The sequence below is a fragment of the Variovorax paradoxus genome (genome assembly GCF_902712855.1).
GTDB lineage: Bacteria > Pseudomonadota > Gammaproteobacteria > Burkholderiales > Burkholderiaceae_C > Variovorax > Variovorax paradoxus_Q.
In genome coordinates, this window is sequence record NZ_LR743507.1 from 2,770,329 (window position 1) to 2,791,226 (window position 20,898).

At 67.3% G+C, this 20,898-nt stretch carries 22 protein-coding genes; 12 read left to right on the plus strand and 10 right to left on the minus strand.

The features are described from left to right. Positions 1–22 precede the first annotated feature (22 nt). Positions 23–310 carry a DUF1330 domain-containing protein gene (locus AACL56_RS12645; RefSeq protein WP_339090162.1) on the minus strand — a complete coding sequence of 96 codons (288 nt, stop codon included), beginning with the start codon at positions 308–310 and terminating at the stop codon, positions 23–25. Beyond that, positions 307–1,986, minus strand: coding sequence for a CTP synthase (locus AACL56_RS12650; RefSeq protein ID WP_339090163.1), 1,680 nt, complete (start codon positions 1,984–1,986; stop codon positions 307–309). Before AACL56_RS12650 ends, AACL56_RS12645 begins: the two co-directional genes overlap by 4 nt. Before the next feature lie 124 nt (positions 1,987–2,110). Between AACL56_RS12650 and coaBC the strand changes: the two genes are divergently transcribed. The 4 genes from coaBC (at position 2,111) to AACL56_RS12670 (ending at position 4,925) form a co-directional block, all read left to right on the plus strand. Then, complete coding sequence (gene coaBC, locus AACL56_RS12655; protein ID WP_339090164.1) at positions 2,111–3,334, plus strand: bifunctional phosphopantothenoylcysteine decarboxylase/phosphopantothenate--cysteine ligase CoaBC; 1,224 nt, start codon at positions 2,111–2,113, stop codon at positions 3,332–3,334. Next, the gene (locus AACL56_RS12660; protein ID WP_339090165.1) at positions 3,334–3,795 is read left to right on the plus strand and encodes a hypothetical protein; all 462 of its coding nucleotides are present in this window, start codon (positions 3,334–3,336) and stop codon (positions 3,793–3,795) included. The genes coaBC and AACL56_RS12660 overlap by 1 nt, the downstream gene beginning before the upstream one ends. Then, positions 3,796–4,242, plus strand: a complete 447-nt coding sequence (gene dut, locus AACL56_RS12665; RefSeq protein WP_081267218.1) for a dUTP diphosphatase — start codon at positions 3,796–3,798, stop codon at positions 4,240–4,242. 182 nt (positions 4,243–4,424) lie between these two features. Then, positions 4,425–4,925, plus strand: a complete 501-nt coding sequence (locus AACL56_RS12670) for a glycine zipper 2TM domain-containing protein (RefSeq protein WP_339090166.1) — start codon at positions 4,425–4,427, stop codon at positions 4,923–4,925. Between the two features lie 66 nt (positions 4,926–4,991). Here AACL56_RS12670 and AACL56_RS12675 read toward each other — a convergent pair whose 3' ends face one another. Further along, a complete protein-coding gene (locus AACL56_RS12675) occupies positions 4,992–5,516 on the minus strand; it encodes an FKBP-type peptidyl-prolyl cis-trans isomerase (protein ID WP_339090167.1) in 525 nt (174 codons plus the stop codon). 14 nt (positions 5,517–5,530) lie between these two features. Between AACL56_RS12675 and AACL56_RS12680 the strand changes: the two genes are divergently transcribed. The 3 genes from AACL56_RS12680 to AACL56_RS12690 all read left to right on the plus strand — a co-directional run bounded on the left by AACL56_RS12680 (position 5,531) and on the right by AACL56_RS12690 (position 7,527). Then, the gene (locus tag AACL56_RS12680; RefSeq protein WP_339092864.1) at positions 5,531–6,673 is read left to right on the plus strand and encodes a cupin domain-containing protein; all 1,143 of its coding nucleotides are present in this window, start codon (positions 5,531–5,533) and stop codon (positions 6,671–6,673) included. Beyond that, positions 6,663–7,166 (plus strand): hypothetical protein, encoded by a 504-nt coding sequence (locus AACL56_RS12685; protein WP_339090168.1) that lies wholly within the window; start codon positions 6,663–6,665, stop codon positions 7,164–7,166. Before AACL56_RS12680 ends, AACL56_RS12685 begins: the two co-directional genes overlap by 11 nt. A 94-nt stretch (positions 7,167–7,260) precedes the next feature. Beyond that, entirely contained in the window at positions 7,261–7,527 is a 267-nt protein-coding gene (locus tag AACL56_RS12690; protein ID WP_339090169.1) for a hypothetical protein, read from the plus strand. A 69-nt stretch (positions 7,528–7,596) separates the two neighbouring features. On the opposite strand, the gene AACL56_RS12695 is transcribed toward AACL56_RS12690, so the two are convergent. The 6 genes from AACL56_RS12695 to AACL56_RS12720 all read right to left on the minus strand — a co-directional run bounded on the left by AACL56_RS12695 (position 7,597) and on the right by AACL56_RS12720 (position 12,550). Next, positions 7,597–8,373, minus strand: coding sequence for an MBL fold metallo-hydrolase (locus AACL56_RS12695; protein WP_339090170.1), 777 nt, complete (start codon positions 8,371–8,373; stop codon positions 7,597–7,599). Between the two features lie 5 nt (positions 8,374–8,378). Next, positions 8,379–9,458: an outer membrane protein assembly factor BamC gene (gene bamC, locus AACL56_RS12700; protein ID WP_339090171.1), complete on the minus strand. Its 1,080-nt coding sequence runs from the start codon at positions 9,456–9,458 to the stop codon at positions 8,379–8,381. A gap of 139 nt (positions 9,459–9,597) precedes the next feature. Continuing rightward, entirely contained in the window at positions 9,598–10,488 is an 891-nt protein-coding gene (gene dapA, locus AACL56_RS12705; RefSeq protein WP_339090172.1) for a 4-hydroxy-tetrahydrodipicolinate synthase, read from the minus strand. Between the two features lie 78 nt (positions 10,489–10,566). Then, positions 10,567–11,136: a class I SAM-dependent methyltransferase gene (locus tag AACL56_RS12710; RefSeq protein ID WP_339090173.1), complete on the minus strand. Its 570-nt coding sequence runs from the start codon at positions 11,134–11,136 to the stop codon at positions 10,567–10,569. 26 nt (positions 11,137–11,162) lie between these two features. Next, the gene (locus AACL56_RS12715) at positions 11,163–11,303 is read right to left on the minus strand and encodes a hypothetical protein (RefSeq protein WP_339090174.1); all 141 of its coding nucleotides are present in this window, start codon (positions 11,301–11,303) and stop codon (positions 11,163–11,165) included. Positions 11,304–11,320: 17 nt separating this feature from the next. Beyond that, the gene (locus tag AACL56_RS12720) at positions 11,321–12,550 is read right to left on the minus strand and encodes an MFS transporter (protein WP_339090175.1); all 1,230 of its coding nucleotides are present in this window, start codon (positions 12,548–12,550) and stop codon (positions 11,321–11,323) included. A gap of 167 nt (positions 12,551–12,717) precedes the next feature. Here AACL56_RS12720 and AACL56_RS12725 point away from each other — a divergent pair, with 167 nt between their 5' ends. The 5 genes from AACL56_RS12725 to AACL56_RS12745 all read left to right on the plus strand — a co-directional run bounded on the left by AACL56_RS12725 (position 12,718) and on the right by AACL56_RS12745 (position 19,555). Then, positions 12,718–14,715: a DNA topoisomerase IV subunit B gene (locus AACL56_RS12725; RefSeq protein WP_339090176.1), complete on the plus strand. Its 1,998-nt coding sequence runs from the start codon at positions 12,718–12,720 to the stop codon at positions 14,713–14,715. Positions 14,716–14,732: 17 nt separating this feature from the next. Then, positions 14,733–15,653 carry a lytic transglycosylase domain-containing protein gene (locus tag AACL56_RS12730; RefSeq protein ID WP_339090177.1) on the plus strand — a complete coding sequence of 307 codons (921 nt, stop codon included), beginning with the start codon at positions 14,733–14,735 and terminating at the stop codon, positions 15,651–15,653. Between the two features lie 14 nt (positions 15,654–15,667). Then, the gene (locus tag AACL56_RS12735; RefSeq protein ID WP_339090178.1) at positions 15,668–16,792 is read left to right on the plus strand and encodes a Kelch repeat-containing protein; all 1,125 of its coding nucleotides are present in this window, start codon (positions 15,668–15,670) and stop codon (positions 16,790–16,792) included. A gap of 163 nt (positions 16,793–16,955) precedes the next feature. Beyond that, the gene (gene parC / locus AACL56_RS12740) at positions 16,956–19,364 is read left to right on the plus strand and encodes a DNA topoisomerase IV subunit A (RefSeq protein ID WP_339090179.1); all 2,409 of its coding nucleotides are present in this window, start codon (positions 16,956–16,958) and stop codon (positions 19,362–19,364) included. Continuing rightward, positions 19,364–19,555 carry a hypothetical protein gene (locus AACL56_RS12745; protein WP_339090180.1) on the plus strand — a complete coding sequence of 64 codons (192 nt, stop codon included), beginning with the start codon at positions 19,364–19,366 and terminating at the stop codon, positions 19,553–19,555. Before parC ends, AACL56_RS12745 begins: the two co-directional genes overlap by 1 nt. 60 nt (positions 19,556–19,615) lie before the next feature. Here AACL56_RS12745 and AACL56_RS12750 read toward each other — a convergent pair whose 3' ends face one another. Further along, entirely contained in the window at positions 19,616–20,728 is a 1,113-nt protein-coding gene (locus AACL56_RS12750) for an MBL fold metallo-hydrolase (RefSeq protein WP_339090181.1), read from the minus strand. Positions 20,729–20,898: the final 170 nt, after the last annotated feature.

The window sequence follows — 20,898 nt, forward strand, 5'->3', positions numbered from 1 at the left end:
AATAAAAAATGGGGCAGGGGGCTCAGAGCCCTTCGACGGCGATCATGTTCATGATCGCGGCGCCGGCACGCGCTTCGCGAGCCTTGAGGTATTCGGGCGTCTCGTAGAAGGCCTTGGCCTGCTCGAAGCTCGCGAACTTGAGCACGACCACGCGGGTGGGCTTCCAGTCGCCCTCGAGCGGCTGCACCTGGCCGCCGCGCACGCACACCTCGGCGCCGTGCGCCTGCATGGCGGCGCTCGACCACTTCTTGTATTCCTCGTACTGCGTCGGGTTGGTCACCTCGACGTGAGCGATGACGTAGCCGCTCATGCGACCGCCTTCAATGCCTTGGTGTTGCCCGTACCCTTTTCCTTGTGGTCGAGCGCGGCCTTGATGAACGCATTGAACAGCGGGTGGCCGCCCCACGGGGTCGACTTGAACTCGGGGTGGAACTGCACGCCCATGAACCACGGGTGCACGTTCTGCGGCAGCTCGACGATCTCGGTCAGATGCTCGCGCTGGGTGAGCGCCGAGATCACGAGGCCGGCACTGCGCAGCTGGTCGAGGTAGTTCACGTTGGCTTCGTAGCGGTGGCGGTGGCGCTCGGTGACCACGTCGCCGTAGATGCTGTGCGCCAGCGTGCCGGGAGACACGTCGGAGCTTTGCGCGCCCAGGCGCATGGTGCCGCCGAGGTCGGACTTCTCGTCCCGCGTCTTCACGGTGCCGTCGGCATCCTTCCACTCGGTGATCAGCGCGATCACGGGGGTGGGCGTCTCGGGGTCGAACTCGGTGCTGTTGGCGTTCTTCAGTCCGGCCACATGCCGGGCGTACTCGATGGTGGCGACCTGCATGCCCAGGCAGATGCCGAGGTAGGGCACCTTGCCTTCGCGGGCGAAGCGGGCGGCCGAGATCTTGCCTTCGACGCCGCGCTGGCCGAAGCCGCCGGGCACCAGGATGGCGTCGTACTTGGCCAGGCGCGAAACGTCCTGCGCCGAGATGGTCTCGGAATCGATGTAGTCGATCTTCACGCGGGCATGGTTCTTCATGCCGGCGTGGCGCAGTGCTTCGTTCAGCGACTTGTAGCTGTCCGACAGGTCGACGTACTTGCCGACCATGGCGATCGACACTTCCTTTTGCGGATGCTCGACCTCGTACACCAGCTCGTCCCAGCGCTGCAGCTTGGCAGGCGGCGTGTTGATGCGCAGCTTGTCGCAGATGAGGCCGTCGAGGCCCTGCTCGTGCAGCATGCGGGGCACCTTGTAGATGGTGTCCACGTCCCACATGGAGATCACGCCCCATTCGGGCACGTTGGAGAACAGCGAGATCTTGGCGCGCTCGTCGTCGGGGATCGGGCGGTCGGCGCGGCACAGCAGCGCGTCGGCCTGGATGCCGATCTCGCGCAGCTTCTGCGCGGTGTGCTGGGTGGGCTTGGTCTTGAGTTCGCCGGCGGCGGCGATCCAGGGCACGTAGCTCAGGTGCACAAAGGCGGAGTTGTTCGGACCCATGCGCAGGCTCATCTGGCGCACGGCTTCGAGGAAGGGCAGCGACTCGATGTCGCCCACCGTGCCGCCGATCTCGACGATGGCCACGTCAACCTCGTGCGCCGTGCCGATGCCGGCACCGCGCTTGATGTATTCCTGGATCTCGTTGGTGATGTGCGGGATCACCTGCACCGTCTTGCCGAGGTAGTCGCCGCGGCGTTCCTTCTCGAGCACGGTCTTGTAGATCTGGCCGGTCGTGAAGTTGTTGGCCTTGCGCATCCGCGTGTTGATGAAGCGCTCGTAGTGGCCGAGGTCGAGGTCCGTTTCTGCGCCGTCGTCGGTGACGAACACCTCGCCGTGCTGGAAGGGCGACATCGTGCCGGGGTCGACATTGATGTACGGATCGAGCTTGATGAGGGTGACTTGGAGGCCGCGCGATTCGAGGATCGCGGCGAGCGAGGCGGAGGCGATTCCCTTGCCAAGGGAAGATACGACACCACCGGTGACGAAGACAAATTTGGTCATGCCAGTTCCGGACGCTGTGAATCCGGGCAGTGGGAAATTGCGATTATAGGTGTGCCCTTCGCGACACCTTCCGCCAAGGGCTTGTTGCCTTGGGGCCGATGGCATGTGAGCAACAATACGCCCTATGCAAGACCTCGCCGGAAAACACATTGTCCTGGGCCTTACCGGCGGTATCGCCTGCTACAAGTCGGCCGAACTCTGCCGGCTTTTCGTCAAGGCGGGCGCGACCGTCCAGGTCGTGATGACCGAGGCTGCCGAGCAGTTCATCACGCCGGTCACCATGCAGGCGCTTTCGGGGCGCACCGTATACACCTCGCAGTGGGATACCCGCGAACCCAACAACATGCCTCACATCAACCTCAGCCGGGAGGCCGATGCGATTGTGCTGGCACCCTGCAGCGCCGACTTCGTCGCGCGGCTGGTGCAGGGGCGCTCCGACGACCTGTTGAGCCTCATGTGCCTGGCCCGTCCGATGGACCGTGTTCCGCTGTTGATCGCGCCGGCCATGAACCGTGAGATGTGGGCCCATCCGGCCACCCAGCGCAACCTGATGCAGGTCGCGGACGACGGCGCGATCGTGCTCGGCGTCGGCAGCGGCTGGCAGGCCTGCGGCGAGACCGGCGACGGCCGCATGCTCGAGCCGGCGCAACTGCTGGAGGACATCACCGCCTTCTTCAGCCCCAAGCTGCTGGCGGGGCAGAAGGTGCTGGTCACCGCCGGTCCGACCTTCGAGGCACTCGATCCGATCCGCGGCATCACCAACCATTCGTCCGGGAAGATGGGCTTCGCCATCGCCCGCGCGGCCCGCGAGGCGGGCGCGGAGGTCACGCTGGTGGCCGGTCCGGTGCACCTGCCGACGCCGCGGGGTGTCAACCGCATCGATGTGCTTTCCGCGCAGGACATGCTCGAGGCGACCACCCGGGCTGCGGAATCTGCTAGCGTTTTCGTAGCAACTGCCGCAGTGGCAGACTGGCGCCCCGCGACCCAGAGCGATCAGAAGATCAAGAAGGACGGCAGTGGCAAGACACCGGTGCTCGAGTTCGTCGAGAACGCCGACATCCTTCTGACCGTGGCGCGCAGCGAACGCGCACAGTCGAAGAAGCTTTTCTGCGTGGGCTTCGCCGCCGAGAGCGAGAACCTCGTCGAGCATGCCAAGGCCAAGCGCCAGCGCAAAGGGATTCCGCTGCTGGTCGGCAACATCGGCCCGCTGACGTTCGGGCAGGACGACAACGCGCTGTTGCTGGTGGATGCCAATGGCGTGCGTGAGCTCCCGCGCGCGTCCAAGCTCACGCTCGCGCGCGAGCTCATGACCGAGATCGCCGCACGACTTCCCGACTGGAGGGTCTGATGAATCCGCAATGGAACACGCCGCCCAACGGCGACTTCGCCCGCTATGTCGAGAGGCTGTCCGCCCAGGCCGCACTGCCGAAACGCGGGGCGAACCAGGGCGAGCCCGGCCTGGACGTCGGCATGACGCCGTCCCCCGGTCAACAGGGACCGGTGTCGGCCGCCATGCAGCGCGCCGAACAGATTTCCCTGCCCAACGGCGAAGTTCCGAAGCGTGAGCCCGGCTCCTTCGATCCGGTGCTGCTCAAGGTCATGGGTGCCGTGGGCGCAGTGGTCTTCCTGGTCCTGTGGGCGGCCGGCGTGCCTTTCGGCGTGCTGGCGCTGCTCGCGGGCGTGGCCGTCTGGTTCGGCAGGAAACTGAAGGGCGTGAAGCTCACTCCGGGCATCGCCAAATGGCAGCAGGTGCTCGAGGACGCGGCACGCAGGCAAAGAGAACAGCAACAGAAGCAAGGCAGCAAATAAGTGAAAGTCGACGTCCGTATCCTCGATCCGCGCATGGTGGATCAATTGCCCGCATATGCCACCCCCGGAAGCGCCGGCCTCGATCTGCGGGCGTGTCTCGACGCCCCCATCACGCTGGAGCCCAACGGCTGGCAACTGGTGGGCACAGGCATCGCGATCCACCTCGCGGACCCTGCCTATGCAGCGATGATCCTTCCGCGCTCGGGCCTGGGCCACAAGCATGGCATCGTGCTTGGCAACCTGGTGGGCCTGATCGACAGCGACTACCAGGGCGAACTCAAGATCAGTGCCTGGAACCGCAGCGACACGCCTTTCGTGCTGAATCCGATGGAGCGTCTGGCGCAATTGGTGATCGTGCCGGTGGTGCAGGCGCAGTTTCGTGTGGTCACAGAATTTGCACCCACGCAACGAGGCGAGGGTGGCTACGGCTCGACCGGCAAGCACTAAGCCTTTTATGACTGCGAGCCTGAGGAGAACCTGAGTTTCCAGGCGGTAAAGATCGGAACTGCGGGCCGGCTGGAAGCCTCGAAGGTTTCAGTGTGTGTTTTGCGTCATCGCGGCGAGTGCTGCCGCGTTAGGCACACGCGGGTGCACTCTTCTGCACCGTTCTATCCGAGGAGCCTCTCAACATGAAGATCTCAATGCGCTTCGTTTCCGTCACCGCGTCCGTGCTGGCCGTGGCCACGCTCACGGCCTGCGTGGCGCCGGCGCCGGTCTACCAGACATCGCGCTATCCATACCAGGCGCCGCCGCAGGCCATTCAGTACCAGGAAGCTTCCTACGTCGAATACGGCCATGTGGCCAACATCGAGGTCCTGCGCAGCGAAACGGCCGGCACCGGCACGACCGGCGGCGGTGCCGTTGCCGGTGGCGTCATCGGTGGCGTGGTCGGCAATCAGTTCGGCCGAGGCAACGGCCGGGCGGCAGCCACTGCACTGGGCATCGTGGGCGGTGCCTTGCTGGGCAACACCATCGAGGCGCAGCAGAATGGACCGCGCGCCTACGAAATCTATCGAGTGTCGGTGCAGACCGACCGCGGCGGCTACCGTGCGTTCGACGTGCAGAGCCCCGGCGACCTGCGCATCGGCGACCGCGTGCGCATCGACAACGGCCAGATCTCTCGCATGTAAGCCGACCTTGGATGCATGAAAAAGCCGGGCACTGCCCGGCTTTTTGTTTGGAAGGCACAGCGCGTTTCAGTGCAGCGTCTGGTTGCCGGGCGCCATCGGCGCCACCTTGAAGAATCCCGTGCCGGCCGAGCCGCGGCCCACTTCCTCTTCGGTCGCCTCGCGCACCGAACGCACCGTGATGTCGAGCCGGATCGCGATGCCCGCGAGCGGGTGATTGCCGTCGAGCACGAGGTGGTCCGGATAGATTTCGGCCACCGTGTAGATCGTGTCCTTGGGGATCGTGTCGCTCACGCCTTTGGGCAGGGCAGAACCATCGAAGGTCATGCCTTCCTCGGTGCCTTCGGGGAAGAGCGAGCGAGGTTCGAGAAAAAGCAGCTGGTCGTTGAAGTCGCCGAAGCCTTGCTCGGGTTCGATCTGCAGTTGCACGCGGGCGCCGGGCTCGTGGCCACGCAGGGCAGCCTCGATCACCTCGAAGAGATCGTCGCCGCCGATCAGGAATTCAACGGGTTCGTCGAGCACGTCCAGCACATCGCCGAGCGTGTCTTTCATCGTCCAGGTCAAGCCGACCACGCATTGTTCAGAGATTTCCATTGCAGAATTCTCCCATGGAGATTACACAACCGCTGCCGTTGCTCGGCGGCCTGAGTGCCGCGCAGTTCATGCGGCGGTACTGGCAGAAGAAACCCTTGCTCGTCCGCCAGGCGATACCCGACATGGTGCCACCGATCGAACGCAGTGAGTTGTTCGCGCTGGCCGAACGCGAGGATGTCGAGTCGCGCTTGATTCGCCACGGCAAGTCCGGGTGGTCGCTCAGGCACGGCCCATTGGTGCGCCGCGCCTTGCCCTCGTTGAAGCAGCCTGCGTGGACGCTGCTGGTGCAGGGCGTCGACCTGCACCACGAGGGCGTTCACGAACTGATGCGGCAGTTCCGCTTCCTGCCTGACGCGCGTCTCGACGATCTCATGATCAGCTATGCGAGCGACACCGGCGGGGTCGGCGCGCATTTCGACAGTTACGACGTGTTTCTGCTGCAGGCGCATGGGCGCCGCCGCTGGTCGATCGGCAAGCAGAGCGACTTGCGCCTGCAGCCTGGCGTGCCCTTGAAGATTCTCGAGAACTTCGAGCCCGAGCAGACGTTCGTGCTAGAGCCCGGCGACATGCTCTACCTGCCGCCGCGTTATGCACACGACGGCGTGGCCGTGGGCGACGACTGCATGACGTATTCCATCGGCCTGCGCTCTTCGGCACTGGGCGAGCTCGGTGCCGATCTGCTCGCGCGCATGGCACAGGCCTATTCGGAGGACCTCGAGGACGCGGGCCCGGCCGAACTCGCACGCTATCGCGATCCGACGCAGCCGGCCGTCGATGCGCCGGCCCGAATGCCCGATGCATTGCAAGGCTTTGCACGCAAGGCCATCGAGGCCGCGTTGCGCGACGCCGATGCGGTCGATCGTGCGCTCGGCGAATCCCTGACCGAACCCAAGGCCAACGTGTGGTTCGGCGAGGGCGGCGAAATGCCCGGCACGGCACAACACGTGGCGCTGGACCGCCGCACGCGCATGCTCTACGACGCGCGCCACATTTTCATCAACGGCGAGAGCTTCCGCGCGGGCGGTGCCGACGCCACCTTGATGCGCAAGCTGGCCGACCGGCGCGCGCTGGGTGCGCGCGAACTGGCACGCGCGAGCGAGGGTGCGCTCGCGCTGTTGGCCGAGTGGTGCGAAGCAGGGTGGCTCCATGCCCGATGACGTGCGACCCGCGTCGCTGAGCGAAGGCCGTTTCGACGGTCGCGCGGAGTTCGATGCCATCCTTCGCGCCGCGCTGTCGGCTGCGGCGCAGCACGGTTGGAAGGAGATCGTCTTCAGCGACCCCGATTTCGCCGACTGGCCGCTGGGCGAGCGCGCGAGCATCGAAGCATTGCAGGCCTGGTCCGCAAGCGGCCGGCGGCTTGTGCTGCTGGCACAGCGCTTCGACGTGCTGGAGCGCGCGCATGCGCGCTTCGTGCCGTGGCGCCGCATGTGGGACCACATCATCGAGTGTCGCGCCACCGGCAAGGCCGCGGGTGCCGAAGTGCCCAGCGCGATCTGGACGCCCGCGTGGTTCGTGCATCGCATCGATCCCGAACGAAGCAGGGGCGTGAGCGGCACCGATGCTGCCTCGCGCCGCGCGTTGCGCGAGGCCATCGACGAGTGCTGGCGCCTGGCGCGACCGGCCTTTCCGGCATCGACGCTCGGCTTGTAAGCCAATGCCGCGAATGCGGCGCGCAGACACATTCCTCCCTGGATGCAGGTCTAGAATTTTTTCATTCCAGACCTTCATTGCCAAAGGAGATTCCATGAAGAAGTCATCGTCCGTCCTGGTCGCCTCGCTGATTGCCGCTGCAGCGCTCGTCGCTTGCGGAAAGAAGGAGGATGCCGCGCCGGCGGTTGTGACGCCGCCTCCTGCGCCCGTGACCGAGCCCGCGCCACCCGCTGCAGCGCCGGCACCCGCACCCTCTACCGATTCGGGCGCTGCAGCGCCCGCACCGGGCGCCTCGTCGGCGCTCGATGCCGCGAACGCTGCGACCGAAGCCGCAAAGAAGAACGAAGCGCCCAAGCAGTAAACCGCAGCTCGGCATTCGCCATGAAAAAGCCGCCCCGAGGCGGCTTTTTTTTGGGCGCAGATCAGCTGTTCAGACGTCGAGCCAGGGCGAACCTTCGGCGGCCGTCGCGGTGATCATCTCGGCTTCCTGGCCGCCGAGCGCCTCGGCCATCAGGCGGCGCACGATCTCGGGCCGGTTGTTCTGCTCGCTGAGATGGGCTGCAACCACATGGCGCAAGCCGTCATGCAGAACGGCGCGCGCGATCTCGGCTGCCGCCGCGTTCGACAGGTGCCCGTAGTTGCCGCCAACGCGGTGCTTCAGGAACGCCGGGTAAGCGGAGTTGGCCAGCAGGTCGCTGTCGTGGTTGAACTCGAGCAGCAGCGCGTGCACCCCTTGAAGGCGGGACAGCACATGGGCCGTGGCGTGGCCCAGGTCGGTGAGCACGCCGAGCGTGCGGTTGCCGTCGGTGCAGCGCAGTTGAAGGGGTTCTCGCGCATCGTGCGGCACGGTGAAGGGCTTCACGCCGATGTCTCGGACCGCGAACTCCGCATCGTCGCGCGCGAGGTTCAGCATGCCTTCGAAATCGCGCCCGCCGGTGGCAAGCCATGTGCCTTCGCTCATCCAGACGGGAACGCGGTTGCGGCGTGCGAGCGAATGGGCACAGCCGATGTGGTCGCCATGCTCGTGGGTCACGAAGACCGCATCGATGTCACCGGCGACGAGGCCCGCTTGTGCGAGCCGCAGGTCGAGCTGCTTGAGGCCGAAGCCGCAGTCGACCAGGAGGCGGGAGGTGCGGCCGGCGCTGGTCGCTTCGACCAGCGCGGCATTGCCCGTGCTGCCGCTACCGAGGCTTCGGAAGCGGAGCATGCGGGTTACTTCAGGTCGTCGGCAATGACCTTGACGATGCGCTCGGCGTTGGCCGATGCGACAGGCGCGCCAGCCTCGTTGAGCACCGACACCGTCGTCGCTTCGCCCTGGCTCTTGACCGAGATGCGGAACTTGAGCGGCGCTTCATCCTTGTTCGAGCTGCTGAACAGCTTGCCGAAGAAGCCGGGCTCCTTCTTGTCGGGGTTCGGCGTCACGTAGCGCACGTAGTACAGACCGGCGCTGCGGTCGCGGTCTTCCACGGTGAAGCCGGTGCGGTCGAGCGCCAGGCCGACACGGCGCCATGCACGGTCGAAGCCTTCGCTGATCTGCACGACCGGCTGGCCGCCGACGTTGGCCACGGTGGCGGTCTTGGTCGGGGCGGTGGTGGCCGCGAGGATCTTCGACTGCTCTTGCGACACGCCGAGCTTGACCATCAGGCGACGCAGGAATTCGGTCTCGAGTTCGGGATCGCTCGGGCGGGGCTGCCACACGGTCTGGTCCTGGCGCGAGTTGTTGTAGACCTCCTGCATACCGCGATGGCTGATGAAGATCTCGGTGCCGGTGGAGGTGCGTTCCAGGCGGGTGCGGAAGCGGTCGAGTTCGCCGGTCGAGTAGACCGAATCGACCAGCTTGCCGAGGGTGCCGCGGATGATGTCCTGCGGCAGCTTGGCGCGGTTCTCGGCCCAGTCGGTTTCCATGATGCCCAGGTTGCGCTGCTCGGTGGTCAGCAGGAAGCCGCTTTCCTGCCAGAAGTCCTTCACCGGATCCCAGAGCTGGTCGGGCGAACGGTTGACGACGATCCAGCGCTGCGTACCGGAGCGCTCCATGCGCACGTCGCCGAGATTGCTCACGGCAGTGGGCACGCCCGGTGCGTTGGCGACGCCGGCCTGGTAGGCGTTCGCGGTCACGGCACCGCCGGGAACGGCGTAGCGGTTGTCGCGCGACAGCTGGGACAGGTCGGGCGGGACCTCGAGCGTCGGGGCCTTGCCCGCGCTCTTGTAGTCGATCTTGTCGCCCTCGAGGACGGAGCAGGCGGCGAGGCTGGCAACGAGGGCCAGCAGTGCAAGTCGCGAAAGGTTCTTCAACGTCTTCTTCCTTGTTGGAATGGTTCGGTCAATCAGAGGGGCCGCAGTGCCCGCCATCTCTGAGCACGGTTCTGTCAAAAGGTTGCTTAACCTTGCTGCGGCCAGGGAAATGGCAGTCCGGAGCGGGAAGCCCGTGCGTTCAGCCCTTGAGCAGGCCGGTGGCGCGCAGGGCGCCTTCGACTGCGGGACGGCTTGCTTCGCCGAGTTCGGTCAGGGGCAGGCGCAGGGCGCCACCGCACAGTCCGAGCCGCGCCATTGCCCACTTCAGCGGGATCGGGTTGGGCTCGACGAACAGGTTGCGGTGCAGCGGCATGAGTTCGAACTGGATCTCCATGGCCCGCTTCACGTCGCCTGCGAGCGCGGCAACGCACAGCTCGTGCATCTTGCGCGGCGCGATGTTGGCCGTGACGCTGATGTTGCCCTGACCGCCGCAGAGCATGAGCGCGACCGCGGTCGGGTCGTCGCCGGAGTAGACGGCAAAGTTCTTCGGCACGTCGCGGATGAGCCACTGGGCCCGCTCGATGTTGCCGGTGGCTTCCTTGATGCCGATGATGCCGGGCACCTGTGCCAGGCGCAGCACGGTGTCGTGCGCCATATCGGCGACGGTGCGGCCGGGCACGTTGTACAGCACGATGGGCAGGTCGCCCACGGCCTCGGCGATGGCCTTGAAGTGCTGGTACTGGCCTTCCTGCGTCGGCTTGTTGTAGTAGGGCACGACCTGCAGCTGCGAGTCGGCACCCACGCCCTTGGCGAACTTGGCGAGCTCGATGGCTTCCTTGGTCGAGTTCGCGCCGCAGCCGGCCATCACCGGCACGCGGCCCTTGGCCTGCTCGACGGATACGCGGATGATTTCGCAGTGCTCTTCGACATCGACCGTCGGCGATTCGCCGGTGGTCCCTACCACGCCGAGGCAGTCGGTGCCTTCCTCGATGTGCCAGTCGATGAGACGCCGCAAGGCGGGGTAGTCGACACTGCCGTCGTCGTGCATCGGCGTGACGAGCGCGACGATGCTGCCTGTCAGTTGCTCCAAGGGGAATCTCTTTGTCGGTGGACGAAAGCGCCGATTCTACTTACTCCGGCGCCCCGCCAGACAGCGTCCCCAGCCCCCTCAGTTTCCCTTAAGCAGGTGGCGCCGCGGCGCGCCGGCGGAGCCCGGGGCGGGCCGGACGGCGGCGATGCGCTGGACGAAACGCTCCGGCGCAGGCTCGAAACCGTCCTCGTACGCCACCACCCGCAGGTCGGCGCAGGCCGCGAGCAGCTCGCCGGGTTGCAGAAGGAAGTCGGGCCGAGAAGGCTTGCCGACGGTCTCGTTGCCCGCCGCGAAGGTCTCGTAAAGCAGCACGCCGCCGGGCGCCACTGCGGACACGATGTCGGCCAGGCGCGGCCGCCAGAGGTAGTTGGTGACGATCACCGCCCCGAAGGCCCGGCCGCCAAATGGCCAGGACCCGGACTCGATGTCCGCCTCGAGCGTGCGCCCGAAGGCGCCCGCCGTTGCCAGCGCCTCTGCCGACCGGTCCACCCCCGTCACTTCGTGGCCCTGCGCGGCGAACCACTGCATGTGGCGGCCGGCACCGCAGGCCACGTCGAGTACCGTCGTGCGGGGCGCCAGAAGGTGCGACCAGCGGACCACCCATAGGGAGGGGGCGGACAGGCCATGCATCGGCGCAGGTTCTTTCATTCCGGACGGACCTCGGGGCTCGGGCTTTAGAAACACGACCAGATCTGGTCGACCAGCGTCACCAGGAACGCCGGGTGCACGTACATCGCGAACACCCCGCCCAGCACCACTGCCGCCGCGGCAAGCCAGCCGGCATGGACCATGTATCGGCGTCGTTGCGGCGACATGGGGCCTGTGACCTCGGTCAGCCCGCCGCGCCCAGCGGGCGGGGGGCGCGCACGATGGCGCTTTCCTTCACCGGCAGGTTGATCAGCGCCGCGAACACGCCCAGCGCGATCGAGATGTACCAGACGATGTCGTAGCTGCCCGTGGTGTCGTACAGGTAGCCGCCCAGCCACACGCCCAGGAACGAGCCCACCTGGTGGCTCAGGAACACGAAGCCGCTGAGCATCGACAGGTGCGCCACGCCGAAGATGCCCGCCACGATGGCATTGGTGGCAGGCACCGTCGACAGCCACAGGAAGCCCATGGCGGCGGAGAACACGTACACGCTCATCGGGGAGAGCGGTGCCAGCAGGAACAGGGCGATCGACACCGCCCGCGCGAAATAGATCGCCGCCAGTATCTTGCGCTTGGCCAGCTTCTGCCCCAGCAGCCCGACCGTGTACGTGCCGAACACGTTGAACAAACCGATCAGCGCCAGCGCATAGCCCGCCACTTCGGCCGGAAGCGCGCGGTCGCGCAGGTAGGTGGGCATGTGGATGCCAATGAAGGCCAGTTGGAAGCCGCACACGAAGTAACCCGCCATCAGCAGCCCGAAGCTGGGGTAGCGGAATGCCTCGCCCACTGCCTGCAGCACCGACTGCTCACGGTGTCCGGCCAGTGCCGCGGTCCTGGGTTCGCGCAGGCCGAACGCGAGCGGGACGATCACCAGCACGAGCACCGCGACCACGGCCAGCGCGGTCTGCCAGCCGAGATGGCCGATCAGCCGGCCTTCGATCGGTGCCATCAGGAACTGGCCGAACGAGCCCGCGGCGGCAGCCACGCCCATTGCCCAGGAACGCCGCTCGGCCGGAATCTGGCGCCCGATCACGCCGTAGATCACCGCGTAGGTCGTGCCTGCCTGCGCCGCGCCGATCAGGATGCCTGCGCTCAGCGTGAAGAGCAGCGGCGTCGGCGAGTGCGCCATGCCGAAGAGTCCGAGCGCATAGAAGACCGAGCCGCCGATCAGTACCCGGAACGCGCCGAACCGGTCGGCCAGCATGCCCGCGAACACGCCGAAGATGCCCCAGGACAGGTTCTGGATCGCCAGCGCGAACGAGAAAGTCTGCCTGCTCCAGTCCTGCGCCTGGGTGATGGGCTGCAGCCAGAGGCCGAAGCCGTGGCGGATGCCCATGGACAGCGTGACGATCATTGCCCCGCAGAACAGGACTTGCTTGATCGAGAGGGCGGGCGCGGAGGCGGGAGCTTGCATGGCGTCGAATGTAGCGACTTGCGTGCTGCGGCAACCGGCGCAGCGGCCAAAGCCATTGATGATTTATAGGCGGTGCTTCGATGCGCCGAACGCATCAACGCCGCAGGATGGGCCGCTCCTGTATGGGTATCCAGTTGTTTGGCCGCGACTGACTACAATCCGCCCCCATGGCGACTCCCCCCAAGACTCCCCCCAGTTCATCGTCCGCTGCTTCCGGCTATTCGGAAGGCTCCATCCGCGTGCTCAAGGGCCTCGAGCCCGTCAAGCAGCGCCCGGGCATGTACACCCGCACGGACAACCCGCTGCACATCATCCAGGAAGTGCTCGACAACGCCGCCGACGAGGCGCTCGCGGGCTACGGCAAGAAGATCAAGGTCACGCTGCACGCCGACGGCTCGGTCAGCGTCGAGGACGACGGCCGCGGCATCCCGTTCGGGCTGCATCCCGAAGAGAAGGCGCCCGTGATCGAGCTCGTGTACACCCGGCTGCACGCGGGCGGCAAGTTCGACAAGGGCTCCGGCGGCGCCTACAGCTTCTCGGGCGGCCTGCACGGCGTGGGCGTGTCGGTGACCAATGCGCTGTCGAAGCGGCTCGAAGTCGCTTCGCACCGAGAAGGCTCCATCGCCAGGCTCGCCTTCGGCGGCGGCGACGTGATCGAAGCGCTCGAGGTGCGCAAGCTCGAGGCCGGCGAGCGCAAGCAGGGCACCACGGTGCGCGCTTGGCCCGATGCCAAATACTTCGAGACCGCCGCGCTCCCCATGGCCGAACTCACCCACCTGCTGCGCAGCAAGGCGGTGCTGATGCCCGGCGTGAGCGTCACGCTGGTGAACGAAAAGACCAAGGACACGCAGCAGTGGCTCTACAAGGGCGGCCTGAGCGACTACCTGATGCAGACGCTCAACGGGGATCCCGTGATCCCGTTGTTCGAAGGCAGCGGCCATGCCGACAAGAATGCCGACAACTTCGCCGAAGGCGAGGGCGCCGACTGGGCGGTGGCCTTCACCGAGGACGGCCAGCCGGTGCGCGAAAGCTACGTCAACCTGATTCCCACCAGCGCCGGCGGCACGCACGAAAGCGGCCTGCGCGACGGCCTGTTCACTGCGGTGAAGGGTTTCATCGAGCTGCATTCACTGCTGCCCAAGGGGGTGAAGCTGCTGCCGGAAGACGTGTTCGCGCGTGCTTCCTACGTGCTCAGCGCCAAGGTGCTCGACCCGCAGTTCCAGGGCCAGATCAAGGAGCGCCTGAACTCGCGCGACGCCGTGCGCCTGGTGTCGAGCTTCGTGCGCCCTGCGCTCGAACTGTGGCTCAACCAGCACGTCGACTACGGCAGGAAGCTCGCCGAACTCGCCATCAAGGCCGCGCAGACGCGCCAGCGCGCCGGCCAGAAGGTCGAGAAGCGCAAGGGCTCCGGCGTGGCCGTGCTGCCCGGCAAGCTGACCGACTGCGAGAGCAAGGACATCAGCCACAACGAGGTGTTCCTGGTCGAGGGCGATTCCGCCGGCGGCAGCGCCAAGATGGGCCGCGACAAGGAAAGCCAGGCCATCCTGCCGCTGCGCGGCAAGGTGCTCAACACCTGGGAGGTCGAGCGCGACCGGCTGTTCGCCAACACCGAAATCCACGACATCTCGGTGGCCGTGGGGGTCGATCCGCACGGCCCCGGCGACACGCCCGACATGAGCGGCCTGCGCTACGGCAAGATCTGCATCCTGTCCGACGCCGACGTGGACGGCTCGCACATCCAGGTGCTGCTGCTTACGCTGTTCTTCCGGCACTTCCCGAAATTGATCGAAGCCGGCCACGTGTATGTCGCAAAGCCGCCATTGTTCCGGGTCGACGCGCCCGCGCGCGGCAAGAAGCCGGCCTCCAAGGTCTATGCGCTGGACGAGGGCGAACTGACCGCCACGCTCGACAAACTGCGCAAGGACGGCGTGCGCGAAGGCGCCTGGAGCATCAGCCGCTTCAAGGGTCTGGGCGAAATGAGCGCGGAACAATTGTGGGAAACCACGCTCAATCCGGACACCCGTCGCCTGATGCAGGTCCAATTGGGACGGTTCGACTTCACGTCCACCCAGGGCGAGATCACCAAGCTCATGGGCAAGGGCGAAGCGGCGGCGCGCCGCGAACTGATGGAGCTTCGCGCCGACGACGTCGACATCGATGTCTGACCCCCTTCACGCCACGCATGTCAGTTTTCAAGCGTTCGTTGCTATTTGCCTTCCTGCTGTGTACGCAGCAGGGGCTGGCGCACGCCGCTGACATCTACGGCTACGTCGACAGCAAGGGCGTCGCGCACTTCGCTTCCGAGAAGATCGACGAGCGCTACCAGATCTTCTTTCGCGGCGGACAGAGCTTCGACACGGCACAGGGCCTGTCGCCGCTGGGCCGGGGTGGCCGCAAGCTCGACGGCAAGGTGCCGCCGGCCTCGCAGACCCTGCTGGCCATGTTCGAGGCCTCGCCCAGCTACAAGACCGCCAAGGCGGCGCTGCGCGATGCGTCGAGCAAGCATTCGATCGACTACGAGCTGCTGCAGGCGCTGATTGCCACCGAGTCCGGTTTCGACGCGCAGGCCGTCTCGCCCAAGGGCGCCATGGGACTGATGCAGCTCATGCCCGCCACCGCACAGCGCTACGGCGTGGCGGCGGACAAGCGCGCCACCATCGAGAAGAAGCTGTTCGACCCGCGCATCAACATCGCCGCCGGCTCCCGCTACCTGCGCGACCTGATCGCGATGTTCCCGGGCCAGATCGAACTGGCGCTGGCCGCCTACAACGCGGGCGAGGGCGCGGTGCAGCGCGCGGGCAACAAGATCCCGAACTACAAGGAAACGCAGAACTACGTGCAGACCGTGCTGCAGCTCTACGCGTACCTGAAGCCTTCGGTCGCGGCCACGGGCGGGCGCAGCGGCGGAGCGCGTGGCGGCAAGGTGCCGGGGCGCATCCGCATGGAGCTCACGGTGCCGCAGGGCGGTGCGATCGGCCGGGGCAACATGCCTTCCGACGGCCCGCGCAGCCTGCCGGCGATGCCCGAGATCCCCGAAGAGTCTGCCGATCCCGCCACGCCGGTGGGGGCCGGCGGCGCTTCGTCGGCCGCACCGCTGTCCTGATGGAGGCCGCCGCCATGCACCGCCGAAGATTCGTCCTCGCGACCGCCGCCTGCGCCATGACGGGCGCGGCGCGCGCGCAGCACGCGGCCACGCACGACACCCTGCCGGCCGTGCCGTTGTCGGCCGAACCCTATGCGCGCCTGCAGGGCGGCGTGCCGCACCACATGACGCCCGAGCAGGAGTCGCAGCGCTTCACCGACAGCCCCGCGCCGGCCGGACCCCAGGGCCGCTGGGTGCCGCGCGCGGCGTTGCCGATCCCGCGCAGCGAGATGGCCTGGGCCACCGCTGCGCAAGGACGCATGCACGTCGTCGGCGGCTACGGCGAAGGCAAGGTCAACCGCGACTACCACCACATCTACGATCCGAAGGCCGACCGCTGGCTCGACGGCGCACCGTTGCCGCGCGGCGCCAACCACGTGGCCGTGACGGCCGATGGCGGCCGGGTCTACGCGCTGGGCGGCTTCGTCGAGCAGAACCGCCGCTCCGACACCCACGCCTACGTCTACGACATCGCGGCCAACCGCTGGAGCGCCATCGCGCCGCTGCCGCGCCCGCGCGGCGCCGCGGCGGCAGTGATGCTCGACGGCGCGCTGCACCTGATCGGCGGCGCGTCCGAGCCCGCGGCGGAACGCGCGAGCGTCGGCTGGCATGAGGTCTACGACCCCAAGGCCGACCGCTGGTCGCCACGCAAGCCGCTGCCCGGCGCGCGCGACCATGTCGGCTGCGTGTCGCACGGCGGCCAGATCCACGTAATCGGCGGGCGCTTCAACACCTTCGAATACAACACCGACCTGCACCACGTCTACCTGAGCGCGCGCGACACCTGGGAGCTGCGCTCGCCGCTGCCCACCGCGCGCTCGGGGCATGGCCTCGTGGTGTACCGCGGCCGCTTCTTCGCCATGGGCGGGGAGGGCGGCATCCTCGTGGGCGGCGTGCCGCGCCAGGCCCGGGTGTTCGGCCAGATGGAAAGCTACGATCCCGTGGGCGACACCTGGCAACGCCATGCACCGATGACAACGCCGCGCCACGCCGTGGGCGCGGCCGTCATCGGCGACTGGATCTACGTCGCGGGCGGCGGCGCGGTGCTTGGCGGCGCGGTGCAGTCCGCGGTGCACGAGGCCTTCACGCTGGAAGGATGACGCTCACTCCCAGTCTTTGCGCACTTCGCGCCGATCCGCCGGCTCCCTTCCGGGGCGCTGCGCCAGGGGACCGCCGACGCCGGTTCCACGGCGGCTTCAGAAGCGAACGCGGCCACGCGCAGGATTGAGCCGGCATCCCATTTTTTTCTTTCTTCTATTGCTTATGGACGACTCCCAACCCCCGCTCGATCTCCAGGGTCCCACCGACGGCGACACGACGCTGACGCTGGCCGACTACGCGCAGACCGCCTACCTCGAGTACGCGCTCAGCGTGGTCAAGGGCCGCGCGCTGCCCGATGTGTCCGACGGCCAGAAGCCTGTGCAGCGCCGCATCCTTTACTCGATGTCGCGCATGGGCCTGGGCTTCGGCGGCACCAACGGCACCGTGGGCGCCAAGCCGGTCAAGAGCGCGCGCGTGGTCGGCGACGTGCTCGGCCGCTTCCATCCGCACAGCGACCAGGCCGCCTACGACGCGCTGGTGCGCATGGCGCAGGACTTCTCGCAGCGCTATCCGCTGGTCGACGGCCAGGGCAACTTCGGTTCGCGCGACGGCGACGGCGCCGCGGCCATGCGCTACACCGAGGCGCGCCTGGCGCGCATCACCAGCCTGCTGCTCGACGAGATCGACGAAGGCACGGTCGACTTCATTCCCAACTACGACGGCAGCACCGAAGAACCGCGCCTGTTGCCCGCGCGGCTGCCGTTCACGCTGCTCAACGGCGCAAGCGGCATCGCGGTGGGCCTGGCCACTGAAATCCCGAGCCACAACCTGCGCGAGATCGCCGATGCCTGCGTGGCGCTGATCAAGTCGAACGGCCAGCTCAGCGAAGAAGAACTCTTCGCCATCGTGCCCGGCCCCGACTACCCGGGGGGCGCGCAGATCATCAGCAGCGCCACCGACATCGCGGACGCCTACCGCACCGGCCGCGGCTCGCTCAAGGCGCGTGCGCGCTGGAAGATCGAGGAACTGGCGCGCGGGCAGTGGCAGCTGGTGGTCAACGAGCTGCCGCCGGGCGTGAGCACGCAGAAGGTGCTCGAGGAAATCGAGGAAATCACCAACCCCAAGGTCAAGGCCGGCAAGAAGGCGCTCTCCGCCGACCAGACCCAGCTGAAGGCCGCGATGCTGTCGGTGCTCGACGTGGTACGCGACGAGTCCAGCAAGGACGCCGCGGTGCGCCTGGTGTTCGAGCCCAAGACCTCGCGCATCAGCCAGGAAGAATTCATTACCACGCTGCTCGCGCAGACCTCGCTGGAAACCTCGTCGCCGATCAACCTGACGATGGTGGGCATCGACGGCAAGCCCACGCAGAAGTCGCTGCGGCAGATGCTCAACGAATGGATCGCGTTCCGCGCCGTCACCGTCGAGAAGCGCTCGCAGCACCGCCTGGGCAAGGTGATGGACCGCATCCACATCCTCGAGGGCCGGCAGCTGGTGCTGCTGAACATCGACGAGGTGATCGCGATCATCCGTGCCGCTGAAGACCCGAAGGCCGCGCTCATCGCGCGCTTCAACCTCAGCGAACGGCAGGCCGAGGACATCCTTGAAATCCGCCTGCGCCAACTGGCCCGGCTGGAGGCCATCAAGATCGAGCAGGAGCTGTCGAACCTGCGCGATGACCAGAAGAAGCTCGAGGACATCCTCGCCAGCCCCGCTGCGCTGCGCCGCCTGCTGGTGAAGGAGATCGAAGCCGACGCCAAGACCTTCGAAGACCCGCGCCGCACGCTCATCCAGGCCGAGAAGCGCGCCGTGGCCGAGGTCAAGGTGGTCGACGAGCCCGTCACGGTCATCGTGTCGCAGAAGGGCTGGGTGCGCGCGCAGAAGGGCTGGGCCAGCGAGAAGGCCGCGGCCAACGGCGCCAACGGTGAAAAGGGCGTTCCCGAGTACAGCTTCAAGTCGGGCGACTCGCTTTACGGCGCATTCGAATGCCGCAGCGTCGACACGCTGCTGGTGTTCGGCTCGGCCAAGGACAAGAGCGTGCGCGTCTACACCGTGCCCGTGGCCTCGCTGCCCGGTGCGCGCGGCGACGGCCAGCCGGTCACCACGCTCATCGATCTGGATGCCGGCACGCACGTCACGCACTTCTTCGCCGGCCCGGTGGGCGCGAGCGTGCTGCTGGCCAACACCGGCGGCTACGGCTTCATCGCCACGGTCGAGAACATGATGTCGCGCCAGCGCGGCGGCAAGGCCTTCATCGACGTGGGCGAGGGCGAGCAGCTCTGCCGTCCGTCGCTGGTGGGCGGCGCGAGCGGCGCCGAACCCATGCCAGCGGCCACGCACGTGGCCTGCGCATCGACGGGCGGGCGCATCCTGACCTTCGAGATCGCCGAGCTCAAGAGCCTGCCGAAGGGCGGGCGCGGCCTCACGCTGATCGACCTCGAGCCCAAGGACACCCTGGCCGGTGCCGCGGCCTACACGCGCAGCGTGCGCATCGAGGGCATCGGCCGCGGCGGCAAGGAGCGCGAGGAGACGCTGGAGATCCGCACGCTCAACAACGCCCGCGGCAGCCGCGCGCGCAAGGGCAAGGCGGCCGACCTGGGCTTCAAGCCGTCGGGCATCGTGCGGGTGCTCTGATGGGCGGCATCGACATCAGCGTCATCGGCATCTTCATTGCCGTGGTCACCGGCCTCGGCAGCTACGTGCTGGGCAAGCATTTCCGCGAGAAGCGTGCTGCCAGGCGGCGCGAGAAGGACCGCATCGCCGCGCAGGCCGGCGAGACGCGCCAGGTTCGCCGGGCGCGCGAGCGCAAGGAGCGCGGCGAGTAGGCGCAGCGAGCCGCGGGCAGCTGCACCTGCGGCGCGCAAGGGCTGCAGTCTTCGAAGGGGCTACTTCAGCCCCACCCACCAACGCGTGTTGGTGCGCGCCTGTCCCACCGTCACCACCTCGCCGATCACCGGCGTCGCCAGCTCGATCTTCTTCGCCTCGGCGAGGTCCGCGATGCGGTCCAGCGGGTCGTGCCAGGTGTGGAAGGCCAGGTCGAAGGTGCTGTTGTGCACCGAGAAGAACACCTTCCCGCGCAGGTCCTCGAAGGCCTGCACGCTCTGCTCGGGCGTCATGTGCACGGCGGGCCACATGGCGTCGTAGGCGCCGTTCTCCATCAGCGCGATGTCGAAGCCGCCGAAGCGCTCGCCGATCTGCCTGAAGCCCGGGAAGTAGCCCGAGTCGCCGCTGTAGAAGATGCGCTGGTCCCCGCTCTGTATCACCCAGGAGGCCCACAGGGTGCGGTCGCGGTCGCCCAGCGTGCGGCCCGAGAAATGCTGCGCAGGCGTGGCGGTGAGCTTCACGCCGTCGTGCTCGGCGCCTTGCCACCAGTCGAGCTCGCTCACGCGCTCGACCGGCACGCCCATCACCACCAGCCGCGTGCGCACGCCCAGCGGCACGAAGTAGTGCTTCACCGTCTTCGACAGGTACTCGATGGTGGCGACGTCGAGGTGGTCGTAGTGGTCGTGCGAGAGGATCACGCCCTCGATGGGCGGAAGCTGCTCGAGCGCGATCGGCGGCTGGTGGAAGCGCTTCGGCCCGGCCCACTGCACCGGCGACACCCGTTCGCTGAACACCGGGTCGATCAGCCAGTACTTGCCGCGCAGCTTGAGCAGGTGCGACGAATGGCCCAGGCGCACCACGTGGTTGGTGCCGGCGTCGAGCGCATCGAGCGTGGCCTTGTCCAGCGGCTTCACCGGGATGGGGTCGACGGGCACGCTGTCGACCTTGCTGCCCACGATGAAGCGCGACCAGATCCGCCAGGCGCTGGCCTGCGCGGGCAGGTCGGGGTTGGCCATGTTGTGGAAGCCGCCGTCGCGGAACTGCGGCGAACTGTCGTAGCGCGCTTCGCTGCCGCCGGCGGCGCCGCAGCCCGCGATGAACGCGCAGCCGGCCGCGGCCAGCGCGGTGCTCCGGCGAAGGAGTTGGGGCAGGTAGGAGCCCTGTTCGTCAGCCATGGGGAACCTTCTGGATTGTGTTTGTCGGATGGCGCGAGACTAGCGACGACGCGCATTCCAATGGTTTCAGCCGCAGAAACATTCGCCCGGCAGGGGCATTCCGGCGCCTCCGGCGGGCGCGTGCCATGGCGTGCGGTCGTATGCCATGCGCGGTATGGCGCTCCCTGCGG